The organism is Peribacillus sp. QJM3NY_7, assembly GCF_056173225.1.
The window spans coordinates 4810477-4823323 of record NZ_CM149663.1 but is presented as its reverse complement, the minus strand read 5'-3'; the positions used below and the strand labels follow the sequence as shown (position 1 = coordinate 4823323).

Sequence of the window (12847 nt, the reverse complement as noted above, 5' to 3'; positions counted from 1 at the left end):
ATGCTTAAACAAGAATGGAAGCTTTTCCTTACGAATCGAAAATTGGTCGGTGTCGCAATCGTTTTACTGTTCGTCCCGATTATTTATGGGGGGTTATTCCTTAGTTCCGCTTGGAATCCATACGGAAAAACAGGCAAATTGCCCGTTGCAGTCGTGAATAAGGATGTAAAGGCGGAATATGAGGGGAAAACCTTAACAGTCGGTAATGAGCTAGTCGAGCAATTAAAGGACAATGATGATTTAGAATGGCATTTCGTAACGGAAAAAGCGGCGAAAAAAGGGTTCGATGATGGTACATATTATATGGTCGTCACCATTCCGGAGGACTTTTCAAAAAATGCTTCTACCGTCATGGATGATGAGCCTAAAAAAATGAATCTGACGTATGATGTGAATCCTGGACGCAGTTTCGTTTCTGAAACGGTCGGGAAACAGGCAACGAATAATTTGAAAACGGAAATTGCCGAGAGTGTCACAAAAGAATATGCGGAAGCGATCTTCTCCCAACTGGATGAAATCGGAGAAGGATTCGGCGATGCGGCAGATGGGGCATCCAAGCTGGATGACGGTGCAAAAAAACTGCATGATGGAAACAAAGAAGTGACGGAAAATCTGAATAAGTTAGCTTCGAGCACATTAACTTTTAAAGATGGAGCGAATAAACTCCAAGTGGGCGTTGGCGAGTTTTTGGAAGGAGCCAACAAGCTTGAAAGTGGCGCGTCGGAATTGAATAAGGGTATTTCACAATATACCTCCGGTGTCGGTCAGTTGCAAAAGGGTGCGAACGAACTCGCATCAGGCACAGGGGAATTAACTAATAATAGTGAAGCACTTATAGAAGGTTCTTCCCAGCTTTCCACTGGGCTGGCCAAAGTGGTTCCAGGAGCGCAAACTTTGAATACTGGATTGGCACAAGCGCAAACAGGCAGTGCGAATTTGAATGATGGGTTGAATCAATTATCACAAAATGCAAGCCAGCTGACGGATCAATCGACAGGAATTCCAAAATTGGCAGCAGGTCAGCAGAGTTTAAATGATGGAATCAATAAACTGGCAGGAGGAAGCCAGGCGCTAAATGACGGGCTGAAAAAAATGGATGGTCAATTGCCCGGAGAAGAACAGCTGGATCAGCTTAAGCAAGGACTGACAAGCATTCAAAGCGGTGTAAATCAATTGCAAGAAGCGGTTCCAGCAGGAAGCAGCGCGTCCGGTACCGTATCCGGCATTACTGAAGACCTCAATAACAGTCAAGCGGCGTTAACGGAACTTCAATCAACGATTGCGAATAATGGTCAGAGCACGATCAGTGCCGTTCAAAACACGGAAGCCTTCAAAAGCATGACCAGTGAACAACAATCAGAAGTAATCGGAGCCATTCAAAATGAACTTCAAAGCCAAGCGGAGGCACAAAAACGAATTGCATCGGCTCTTGCTGCAAGTGTATCAGACTTATCAACGCAATTAACGGATAAGGTAATGCCTGTATTGAATGGATTAGGGCAGCTTCCGGAACAAGTGGCCCATTTAAATAATGCGGTGAATAAAGTCAATCCAAACGCCGTTTCAGCGTTAAACGGGTATACGTCAATAAGGAACGCACTGGAAGAACAATTGATTCCTGGTGCGACCCAATTAAATGGCGGCTTGAATGAAGCTGTAGAAGGCAGCAATCAATTAACGGCGGCAACGCAAAGTTTAAATGAACGGACACCGGAATTAGTGAAGGGGATCAACCAGTTAGCACAAGGCGGTTCCTCGTTGAATAATGGCCTTTCAAAACTAACTGAGGGATCTGGTCAATTGGTTGATGGAGTTTCACAACTGCAAGCAGGTTCATCCTCCTTTGGGAGTGGTCTTGAGAAGTACGCATTTGGTGTTAGCCAAGTTGGAGAAGGGGCAAGCAAACTGGCTAATGGGGCCAATCAACTGGATGCCAACTCAGCGGCCTTGAACGAGGGCTCATCAGCACTTGTTAAAGGAACTGAACAATTGGCAGGCAATCTGCCTACTTTGAGCAATGGGGTCATCCAGCTTGCTGATGGCGCGGGTAAGATCAATGAAGGTTCATCAGCACTTGCTGAAGGTTCCGGTAAATTGGGTGAGGGAATCTCCTCACTTCAAGATGGAACGGTCGAGCTTTCGGAAAAACTCAGTGATGGTGCAAAAGAAATTAGTGAAAATAAAACAACCGATGATAATTACAGCATGATTGCTGAACCGACACAGGTCAAAGAACAAAAAAGCAGTGACGTGCCGAATTATGGTCATGCACTGGCTCCTTATGTCTTGTCTCTAGGGTTATTTGTTGGAGCCATTGCCTTCAATATGGGATTCCCGACAGGCTTGCCTTCTACTAGGCCTACATCAGGAGTGGCATGGTGGTTCAGTAAATTTACGGTCCTATTCATCCAAGCCACGCTTTCTGCATTAGTGTTGGATGCGATCATGATTTGGGGAATGGATTTACAGGTAGAGAACATGGGGCAATTCATTGGGGTTTCCATACTGACTTCCCTAACGTTCATGTTCATCGTTACCTTCTTGACCGTAGGATTTGGAAATCCAGGTCGTTTACTGGCGATGATATTCCTTGTATTACAGCTAGGTGCAAGCGGAGGAATGTTCCCTGTGGAACTGACAAATAACTTCTTCAGTCATGTTCACCCGTTCATTCCGATGACATACTCTGTCATGGGCTTCCGCCAGGCGATGAGTACGAGCCTTGGGGCGGATGCATTGACAGCAAGTATAGTGTTCCTTACTGGATGCATCATTGTCTTTAATCTGCTGCTATTGCTAACGATGGTCATCAAGAAGCGCAAAGCACATAATATTGAGATGAATGCATAAACAAAAACCCCCGGTGCAATGCGCCGGGGGTTTACTCATTAAGATGGTTCAGTCGTGTCCTTTTCTTTTTCGATGACTTTCAATCCATTTTCCCCTGAATTTTCAATCACATGTTTAAGAATGGATAATTTGTTATCCCAGAATTGATCGTAAAAAGAAAGCCACTGTTTCAATTCCGCTAAAGGTTCCGGCTGAAGCCGAAAGCGTTTCTCTCTTCCTACCTTCCGGCCACTGACCAATTCAGCTTCAGAAAGGATATGAAGATGCTTGGCAATTGCCGTACGGCTCATGGAAAAGTGAGAAGTGATTTCTGAAATGGGTAAATCCCCTTCAGCAAGCAATTGCAGGACCTTTCGGCGGGTTGGATCGGCGATAGCCTGGAATACATCATGTTTTTCTGATGCAGACACTTAGCCCTCAACAGCCTTTTTAAGACCTTGATTAACGATCTGTTCCCAGCCATGATTCATTCTATCGCGAATCACTGAGCTTTTTTCGTTCGGTTTCGTAAGAATCGTATCAGGCTCTTTCCAGCCGCCATGAATAAGGGTGAACTCCGTTTTGCCATCCACTTCTTTTAAAAGGAAGGAAATGAACCAACCGTCCGTATCCCAACTGAATGAAAGGCGATGAGGAGCATCTAACTCCGTTACCTTACAAGGAGATGGGCCGAAGGGTGATTGCACATGGAACTCATGTCCCACTTTCGGTTGAAAATCATTTGGCATGAACCATGAAGCTATGCCCTCTGCAGTGGAAACTGTATCCCAAACTTTTTGGATAGGTGCTTCAAGAATAACCGTCTTCTTGATATCCTGTAATGTATTTTCCATACTGATTCTCCTTTGTAAGTGAAAATATGAAACCAATTGGTTTTGCTTTGTTGATTATATAAAACCTTTTGGTTTCATGTCAATAATTTGTTTCAAGCGATTCCTTTTTATTCATTGCAGGAGGCTTAATTTCCCAACTCTTCGATTTGTTTTGCCAATCCCGTTATATTATCGATTGATTTCATTATCTCTGAATCTTCCAATGCCTTAGGATCAATTTGGCCCTTTTCAATATTATTCAGATATAATTCAATTCCATCTGACAGCTGTTGATTTGAGCTGACGATCTTCTCATGGATGCCTTCAGCGATTTGGGGTGGTTCAGTTGCATTGAATTCTTCAATCTCCGTTTTCATCAATTCCAGTTCCTTTTCAAGATTTGCTCTTGTTTCGGCATTCGTGATGGCATCCTGTGACATGGCGGGAACCTCATTGGCAAAATCCTGAACGGTATTTACATACTCCGTCGCATCATCGGCATACTCCAATGATGAATTGACTTCTTCTAATGCTGAACATCCGCTTAATGTAAGGATGGACAGCAGAGCAATGGTCATTATTTTTTTCATATGTTCCTCCAATGTGATTTTTTTATAGTAAGGATCAGATGGGCAGAAATCTTTTTTTATAAATTGCTGCAATGGAATTGAGTATGAAACTGGGAATCTTCTTCGGAAAAAACGACTTCGAATAGAATAGGTGAAAAGCACTTTTCAAGTCGTGCCACTGATTACAGGATTTCACTTGCTTAAACCTTGCAACGTCAATGATCTTCACCTTTTTTTCAGAAGTGATGAAGATGTTTCGTAAGTGGATATCCGAAGGGTTCAATCCCTCTTTCCTTGCCAATTGCAGCGCATGGTCTATCTCCGCAATGTTTTCTTCCGTTATCGGGATTCCCAATGTTAAACATTCAAAAAGAGTGTTGCCTTCAATGTGATCTATAACCAGGTAATTTACCCCCGCATCATATAGGGTTGGATAGTATTCGATGGATTGGACGGTTTTGTATATATCAGCTTCAACTTTAGCTGTGTGAGTATGATCCGGGAAAAAGACTTTTAGTGCTTTATTGGTGGAATGTATTCGGAAAACATATGCGCTTCGGCCTTTTCCGATCAGTGATAAAGATGGGGCGGCATCGAGCAATACATGCTTTTTATCATCGGAAATCTTAACGCTTTGAGCTAATTCATTATAGTTCTGCATACTTTTCACCTCTATTGTGCAATTTTTCGAATCAAAAAAGACGGTATAACCGATTATTGGTTATACCGTCTTAAATTAAAAGACCTCACCAAATAATCGGCAAGGTCTTGCAAACAACTAAAATCAGTTGCCAATAAAGCCGAGGATTCAATCCTGTACTGACGACTTTATTGTATAGCTACTCCCCTTAACAGAAGGATTCTTATAAGTTATATACAGTAATTATATAGGTCATTGCCTCGATCCGTCAAATATAAGGATCGTGTGCCTACCCTTTATATATATTCGATTTAGGCAGAAAGATGCTCGTCTCATTAGCATTAATTTGAGCGGCAAGTAATTATATCAATATACTTAATAGTCATCATTTGCTTGTCGCATAAGTTTCATTGCAAATGTTTCTATATAATTACTTAAATGTCTGTTAGTTTACCATTGTGTTACAATCGATTTTATCTCCCTATAGATCTAAAGGAATATGTTATATTTTAGATGAATGAGCACATTTACCTATGTTACCATACTGATTTTAACCGATATTTAAATAAATGTTAAAAATATAATTCTTTAGTAGGGAGAATGGGATGAAGAAATTAATTATACCAACTTTCTGTTTTGCAGTGTTGTCTACAGTTGCTTTCGAAGAAAAAATATCTGCAGCTCCACTACATGCCGAACAGGCCAATATTGGGGACGTCATGTTTGTGCAGGTGAATTCCGGATCGCTCAATATGAGAAAAACCGGGACGGAAGGTGCCAGCATAGTCGCAAAGCTGGCAAATGGCACAAAGGTGACGGTGTATTCGGAATCCAAAGGCTGGGCGAAGATCAAGGCCAATGGAAAAGAAGGATATGTCAGTACCAAGTATTTATCGGCAACGAAGCCAGGGACTTTAACGAAAACGGCAGTAACCATTAAAACGACAACTAAATATGTGAATGTGAGCACAGGTTCACTTAATATGCGAAAAAGCGGGAGTGATAGTGCCAGCATAGTCGCAAAGCTGACAAGGGGTATACAGGTGACGGTGTATTCGGAATCCAAAGGCTGGGCGAAGGTCAAGGCAAATGGAAAAGAAGGATATGTCAGCACGAAGTATCTATCGGCAACGAAGCCTGGAACAGTGACCAAAGCTGCGGCAACGGTTAAAACGACAACGAAATATGTGAATGTGAGCACAGGTTCACTTAATATGCGAAAAAGCGGGAGTGATAGTGCCAGCATAGTCGCAAAGCTGACAAGAGGCACACAGGTAACGGTCTATTCGGAATCCAAAGGCTGGGCGAAAATCAAAGCCAATGGAAAGGATGGATATGTCAGCACGAAGTATCTATCGGCAACGAAGCCTGGAACAGTGACCAAAGCTGCGGAAACGGTTAAAACGACAACGAAATATGTGAATGTGAGCACAGGTTCACTTAATATGCGAAAAAGCGGGAGTGATAGTGCCAGCATAGTCGCAAAGCTGACAAGAGGCACACAGGTAACGGTCTATTCGGAATCCAAAGGCTGGGCGAAAATCAAAGCCAATGGAAAGGATGGATATGTCAGCACGAAGTATCTATCGGCAACGAAGCCAGGAACAGTGACCAAAGCTGCGGCAACGGTTAAAACGACAACGAAATATGTGAATGTGAGCACGGGGTCACTCAATATGCGAAAAAGTGGAAAAGCTACCGCAAGCATAGTCGCCATCCTTTCAAAAGGAACGAAAGTGACGGTGTACTCGGAATCCAATGGCTGGGCGAAAATCAAAGCCAATGGAAAGGATGGATATGTCAACACCAAATATCTGTCTGCTTCTAAGCCGGGCTCGGGATCAACGGCAGCCACACCTGAAAAAACGACGACGAAATATGTAAACGTGAGCTCTGGAACGCTCAATATGAGAAAAAGCGGATCGGAAAGCGCTAGCATAGTCGCAAAGCTGTCAAAAGGAACGAAAGTGACGGTCTATTCGGAATCCAAAGGCTGGGCGAAAATCAAGGCAAATGGAAAGGATGGGTATGTCAGCACCAAATATCTATCGACAACAAAACCAGGAACGGGATCAACGGCAGTCACGCCTGAAAAAACGACGACGAAATATGTAAACATAAGCTCTGGAACGCTCAATATGAGAAAAAGCGGGTCGGAAAGTGCGAGCATAGTCGCAAAGCTGTCAAAAGGAACGGAAGTGACGGTCTATTCGGAATCCAAAGGCTGGGCGAAAATCAAGGCAAATGGGAAGGATGGGTATGTCTGTACTGACTACCTCTCAACGGCAAAGCCTGGAACGGACTCCAAACCATCCATACCTGAAATAACGACAACCAAATATGTAAATGTCAGCTCGGGTTCACTGAATATGCGGAATAAGCCGTCGGATAGTGCTTCCGTCATTGTGAAATTGGCAAGGGGTGTAGAGGTAGAAGTCATCTCGGAATCAAATGGCTGGTCAAAAATTAAAGCGTATGGCGGAGAAGGTTATGTCAGTACGAAATATCTATCAGCAACAAAGCCAGGTTCTGTACCGGGACTGAATCCAGATGGAGAAGCAAACACATTAGTTAAATATGTAAATGTAAGTGATGGCTCGAGTCTGAATATGCGTTCATCAGCATCGGCTTCCGCTTCAATTATAGCCAAGCTTGTAAATAATACGACCGTAACGGTGTATTCAGAGTCTAATGGCTGGTCAAGAGTCACGGCCAATGGAAAAACCGGATATGTCAGTACGCAATATTTAACGGCCAAAGCACCGGAAGGTCCGGGAAGCTCGAATGGATCGATAATCAGGATCGATAAAGAGTATAATCTTACGATGGAAAAGATGGTTGAAATTCAAATGGCCGTAAACGGTCAGACGGATAAGAAGTATAAAACCTACATACGCGAAGATGGATTAACTTTAATCAATTCAACAAAAGGTACCGTTAAAGGAACCGGATGGCGTGTCAGGGGCGGAGCTGGATCGAATTATTGGGCAGTCGGACCTGTAAGCAATTATCAATCATTGAACATTAAATCAAAAGTAAGGGGCTCTGACGGATATTATTGGTATGAGGTGGACTATAACAAGACTTGGGTAAATGCCAGTCCGGAAGATATAGAATATAATCTTAACCCAAATAATTTCGTGAATGATCCAGTCCATTCATTCCAATTCGTCAAGCTCTCCCAAGTCACCAACATGAACGTTTCTGAAGTGAATAATAGAATCCTTTCAGGCAAAGGGATACTACAAGGCAAAGCGGCAACCTTCACTGCGGCAGGGGAAAAATACGGGGTCAATGAAATCTACCTGATTTCACATGCTTTGCTTGAGACCGGGAATGGCACTTCTCCATTAGCGACTGGCGTAAAGGTGAACGGGAAAACGGTTTATAATATGTATGGAGTCGGGGCGTTTGACGGAACGGCGCTAAGCAGCGGCGCTCAATACGCCTATAATGCCGGCTGGTTCACTCCCGAAGCGGCCATCATAGGCGGTGCTGAATTCATCGCCAAAGGATATATCTCTGCTGGGCAGGACACACTTTATAAAATGAGGTGGAATCCTACAGCTGCAGAGAAATATGGATATGCATCACACCAGTATGCGACTGATATTGGCTGGGCAACAAAACAAGTGAAACAGATTTATAATTTATATAGTTTATTAGATTCGTATAAATTGACGATTGAGGTTCCTAAGTATAAATAAGGAAATGGAAAAAACACATGAGTCCGGCTCATGTGTTTTTTTGCTACTCAGTTTTATCCTTTTCCATAATCCCCTTGACGACATCCTCGATCGTCACCGCTCCCAACGCCTTTTCCAAGGCAAGTTCAGCAACGGAAAAGATGGGTTCTATTGTATCTTGTATATTTCTTCCAACAGTGCATGCTGGATTAGGATTTTCATGAATTCCAAATAATTCTTTATCGGAGACAATGTTGACAGCGTGATAAACATCGAGCAAAGTGATATCAGACAATTCCCTGGCCAATGTCGCTCCTGCGATACCCGGCCGAACATTCACTAAACCTGCATTCTTCAGCATGCCAGTGATTTTTCTGATTAAGGCTGGGTTGGTGTTTACACTTTTTGCAATAAAATCGGAAGTGTTAACGCCTTCTTTGTTTATTTCTAAAAGAGATAATATATGGATTCCTACGGAAAAGCGGGTACTGATGGACATCTCTTTTTTCTCTCCTTTAAAATCTCTATTCCTATATAGTATAAATTATTTAACATGTAATTCAAGTGGTTACAAGTTATAATGGCCTGCAAGAATAATATTTATCCATTAACCGTTTCCTTGTCAAGTCACGCCGTTGCTGCAAAGGCAAAAATAAAAGGTATGTGTAATTGACAAACAAGCATGGTGAAACTTATATTATAACGTGTAAATGAATCAGTTACAGGTGAAAGGTACAGGAAAGGGGGAACTGAAACCGGCCGCCATGGCTGGATAAGGAATCGACACAACTACAAGTGATGGAGGTATATGATGGCTAATAAAAAAAAGGGTAATCAAAAACAATCTTCTGCATTCACGTTTTGGATCATCGGGTTAATCGCTGTAATCATTATTGGCTTTATATTTTTAGCAAATGGGAAAAAAGACGAAGATACAGCCGTTAATGAAATCGATTATAAATCACAACCATATTTGGGAGAAAAATCGGCTCCTGTCCAAATAGTGGAATTTGGGGACTATAAATGTCCGGTCTGTAAGACATTCGAGAAGCAATTCTTCCCTTCTATACAAAGTGAATTGATTGATACAGGAAAAGCGCAATTTTATTTCATGAATTATTCGTTCATTAACGTCGATTCAACCAGATCCGCTAAATTCGCGGAAAGTGTTTATCAGGAATTAGGCAATGAGACCTTTTGGGAATTTCATGAGCTTTTGTTCGATAAGCAGCCAGCTGACCTGAAATATGAAAAGGAAGATGTCTTTACGGACAAATTCTTAGAAGAAACATTGAAAGAAATCGCAAATGACAAAGATGTGAAAAAAGTCGTTACCTCGTTTAAAGCCAAAAAGTCCGAGGACCAATGGAACAAGGATATGGAGTTGGCCGACGAATTGGGCGTTACTGGAACACCTTCCTTATTTGTCAATGGCAAGAAGTTTGAAGGAAATACAATCGATGATTTAGTGAAAATGGTTGATGATGCAGCGAAGGAGAAATAGTGATGAACAAGCCTCTATTATTTTCTTGGATCCTGTCCATCATTGCCACTGCCGGAAGTCTCTACTTTAGTGAGGTTCTCCATTATGTACCCTGCACCTTTTGTTGGTACCAAAGGATCCTGATGTACCCGCTCGTCATCTTATTGGGCCGGGCATTTTATGAACAGGACCTGAAAATCTATCGATACATCCTCCCATTATCGATTTTGGGCATGGCGGTGTCAGGGTATCACTATAGTCTGCAAAAAATTCCAGCATTACAGCATTTCGAAATGTGCCAAAGCGGTGTTCCCTGCTCAGGTGAGTATATAAATTGGCTAGGATTCATCACGATCCCGTTTTTGTCATTCATCGCCTTTACGCTCATCACAATCTGCATGGCACTGCTAATGAAAAAGAAAATCAGCATGTAATGAAGCGCACCATTCTAAAAGGAATGGTGCGTTTTTATTTATATCGGATGAAAATATCGACGAAAATCAGGATATTTCATCAAAACTCGGACTATATCGACGAAAATTAGCAATATATCAGCGAAAATCGGATTATATCTCCAAAAATTAGCAATATATCATCGAAACCTGGATTATATCCACGAAACTTCGGATATATCTCCGAAAATTGCAATATATCAGCGAAAATCGGCAATATATCTCCGAAACTGCGGATATATCTCCGAAACATCTCTAAATAATAAAGTTGACAAATTGGTAACCTGTAACTTATATTGTTACATGTAAGTAATTTAGTTACAATTAATTTTAAAAACAATATATAGGAGGAATGTAAAATGAAAATCGGTATTATTGGTGCGAGCGGAAAAGCTGGAAGTCTGACTTTAAAGGAAGCATTGACTAGGGGACATGAAGTTACGGCCATTGTCAGGGATGAAGCTAGAGTCCAAATTCAAGGAGCTTCCGTATTGGAAAAAGACATATTCGATCTGAAAGCAGAGGATATTAAAGAATTCGATGTTGTAGTGAATGCATTTGGCGCTGCTCCGGGGAAAGAACATCTGCATGTGGACGCAGGAAAAATCTTGATTGAAGCAATGAAAGGCGCTCCACAAACGAAACTGATCGTTGTTGGCGGAGCTGGAAGCCTTTTTGTTGACGAAGCAAAAACGATTCGTGTCCTGGATACGCCTGAGTTTCCTAAAGAATACTTTGCAACAGCGTTTAATCAATCCAAGAACCTTGGAGATCTGCAAAACGCCACTGATATACAATGGACCTTCATCAGCCCTTCCGCCTTCTTTGATCCGCAAGGAAATAGAACAGGCAGGTATAAACTGGGTAAAGACAATCTTCTTGTAAACTCAAAGGGCGAAAGCTATGTAAGTTATGCCGATTTTGCCCTTGCAGTACTTGATGAAATTGAAAATCCGCAGCACATCAACCAGCGCTTTACCGTTGTTGCCGAAGCTGAATAATTTAGTGACGTCTCTCCTCTGGGGTGACGTCTTTTTTTTCGCTAGTAACTTCTGAAATCGGCGCAGACTCGCCAAGGAAGCCGTTAATGTATATTTCATTGCTGATGAGGATCAAAGAGCTGACGGTGGGCACCGATAGGGAAGAAGCCAAGCGGAAATTTGAAGCGGGTGAGATGATCAATAATTGATAAGTCTTTAGATCTATGGGCTGAAAGTAAGAAAAATAAGACCTTTTCCTTAAAAACGGGGAAAGGCCTTAAATATTTTGGTTACGTTTACAAATGAAGGAATTTTTTCTGTTAATATATTTACAAAAAACGAGTCTATGTTACTATAAAAAGGATGATTCAGAAAAAAATGGGGAATTTTGTTGATTTATCCTAATGTGAAGGAGCTACAAAGAATGAAAAAAGTTAAAAAGGCCATTATACCTGCAGCCGGATTGGGAACCAGATTCTTGCCCGCAACGAAGGCTATGCCTAAAGAAATGCTGCCAATAGTCGATAAACCAACTATACAATATATTATAGAAGAAGCCGTGAAAGCGGGAATTGAAGATATAATCATTGTCACAGGAAAGAACAAACGAGCGATAGAGGATCATTTTGATAATGCGTACGAACTAGAGAATAACTTAAGTGAAAAAGGGAAATTCGATTTATTGGAGAAGGTGCGATACCCATCCAATTTGGCTAATATCCATTACATTAGGCAAAAAGAACCGAGAGGCCTCGGACATGCTGTTTGGTGTGCACGTAACTTTATTGGTGATGAGCCGTTTGCCGTCCTTTTAGGCGATGATATCGTGGAAAGCGATGTGCCCTCCCTGCGTCAATTGATCAACGAATATGATGCGACAGGTTCGTCCATCATTGGTGTGCAGCCGGTGAATGAGAACGAAACACATAGATATGGCATCATCGACCCGCTTACGCAAGATGGCAGGAGATACGAAGTGAACCGTTTCGTCGAAAAACCAAAACAAGGAACGGCACCATCCAACTTAGCCATAATGGGAAGATACATACTGACTCCGGAAATATTCGATTTCCTGGCCAAGCAGGAAACAGGGGCTGGCGGTGAAATCCAGTTAACGGATGCCATCCAAAAACTGAATGAAATCCAAAGTGTCTTCGCTTATGATTTTGAAGGGAAACGCTATGATGTCGGAGTTGTCGATGGCTTTGTGAAAACGACAATTGAATTTGCCCTGCAACGTCCCGATTTAAGAGACGACATTTTAAAAGTAATGGAAAATATCCTCGAAATGCACAAGGCAGTGGATAAGTGATCTTTTAAATTAATAGAGTAATTAGTTTAGAAAAAATCTCCAACTATTGATCATTCATAGTTG

General features: G+C 41.9%; 11 protein-coding genes. 6 read left to right on the top strand and 5 right to left on the bottom strand.

Annotated features, from left to right (window positions below; translation table 11 throughout):
• Positions 1–2850 (top strand): YhgE/Pip family protein, encoded by a 2850-nt coding sequence (locus tag AC0VX1_RS23205; RefSeq protein WP_413003190.1) that lies wholly within the window; start codon positions 1–3, stop codon positions 2848–2850.
• Between the two features lie 38 nt (positions 2851–2888).
• Here AC0VX1_RS23205 and AC0VX1_RS23200 read toward each other — a convergent pair whose 3' ends face one another.
• From AC0VX1_RS23200 to AC0VX1_RS23185, 4 genes are all read right to left on the bottom strand, one after another.
• On the bottom strand, positions 2889–3260 hold the full coding sequence (locus tag AC0VX1_RS23200) for an ArsR/SmtB family transcription factor (RefSeq protein WP_063589905.1): 372 nt from the start codon (positions 3258–3260) through the stop codon (positions 2889–2891).
• Complete coding sequence (locus tag AC0VX1_RS23195; RefSeq protein ID WP_095391274.1) at positions 3261–3689, bottom strand: SRPBCC family protein; 429 nt, start codon at positions 3687–3689, stop codon at positions 3261–3263.
• Positions 3690–3808: 119 nt separating this feature from the next.
• A complete protein-coding gene (locus tag AC0VX1_RS23190) occupies positions 3809–4252 on the bottom strand; it encodes a DUF6376 family protein (RefSeq protein ID WP_054399099.1) in 444 nt (147 codons plus the stop codon).
• Positions 4253–4286: 34 nt separating this feature from the next.
• The gene (locus AC0VX1_RS23185; RefSeq protein ID WP_413011857.1) at positions 4287–4892 is read right to left on the bottom strand and encodes a protein kinase family protein; all 606 of its coding nucleotides are present in this window, start codon (positions 4890–4892) and stop codon (positions 4287–4289) included.
• Between the two features lie 584 nt (positions 4893–5476).
• Here AC0VX1_RS23185 and AC0VX1_RS23180 point away from each other — a divergent pair.
• Positions 5477–8578, top strand: coding sequence for an SH3 domain-containing protein (locus AC0VX1_RS23180; RefSeq protein ID WP_475469245.1), 3102 nt, complete (start codon positions 5477–5479; stop codon positions 8576–8578).
• A gap of 43 nt (positions 8579–8621) precedes the next feature.
• Here the strand turns inward: AC0VX1_RS23180 and AC0VX1_RS23175 are convergent, their stop codons facing one another.
• Positions 8622–9056, bottom strand: coding sequence for an Rrf2 family transcriptional regulator (locus AC0VX1_RS23175; protein WP_475469244.1), 435 nt, complete (start codon positions 9054–9056; stop codon positions 8622–8624).
• A 312-nt stretch (positions 9057–9368) separates the two neighbouring features.
• Between AC0VX1_RS23175 and AC0VX1_RS23170 the strand changes: the two genes are divergently transcribed.
• The 4 genes from AC0VX1_RS23170 (at position 9369) to galU (ending at position 12784) form a co-directional block, all read left to right on the top strand.
• Positions 9369–10061: a DsbA family protein gene (locus tag AC0VX1_RS23170; protein WP_057279115.1), complete on the top strand. Its 693-nt coding sequence runs from the start codon at positions 9369–9371 to the stop codon at positions 10059–10061.
• A gap of 2 nt (positions 10062–10063) precedes the next feature.
• The gene (locus AC0VX1_RS23165) at positions 10064–10474 is read left to right on the top strand and encodes a disulfide oxidoreductase (RefSeq protein WP_063574908.1); all 411 of its coding nucleotides are present in this window, start codon (positions 10064–10066) and stop codon (positions 10472–10474) included.
• 377 nt (positions 10475–10851) lie between these two features.
• Positions 10852–11493, top strand: a complete 642-nt coding sequence (locus AC0VX1_RS23160; RefSeq protein ID WP_475469242.1) for an NAD(P)-dependent oxidoreductase — start codon at positions 10852–10854, stop codon at positions 11491–11493.
• Between the two features lie 403 nt (positions 11494–11896).
• The gene (gene galU / locus AC0VX1_RS23155) at positions 11897–12784 is read left to right on the top strand and encodes a UTP--glucose-1-phosphate uridylyltransferase GalU (protein ID WP_098864690.1); all 888 of its coding nucleotides are present in this window, start codon (positions 11897–11899) and stop codon (positions 12782–12784) included.
• Positions 12785–12847 lie beyond the last annotated feature (63 nt).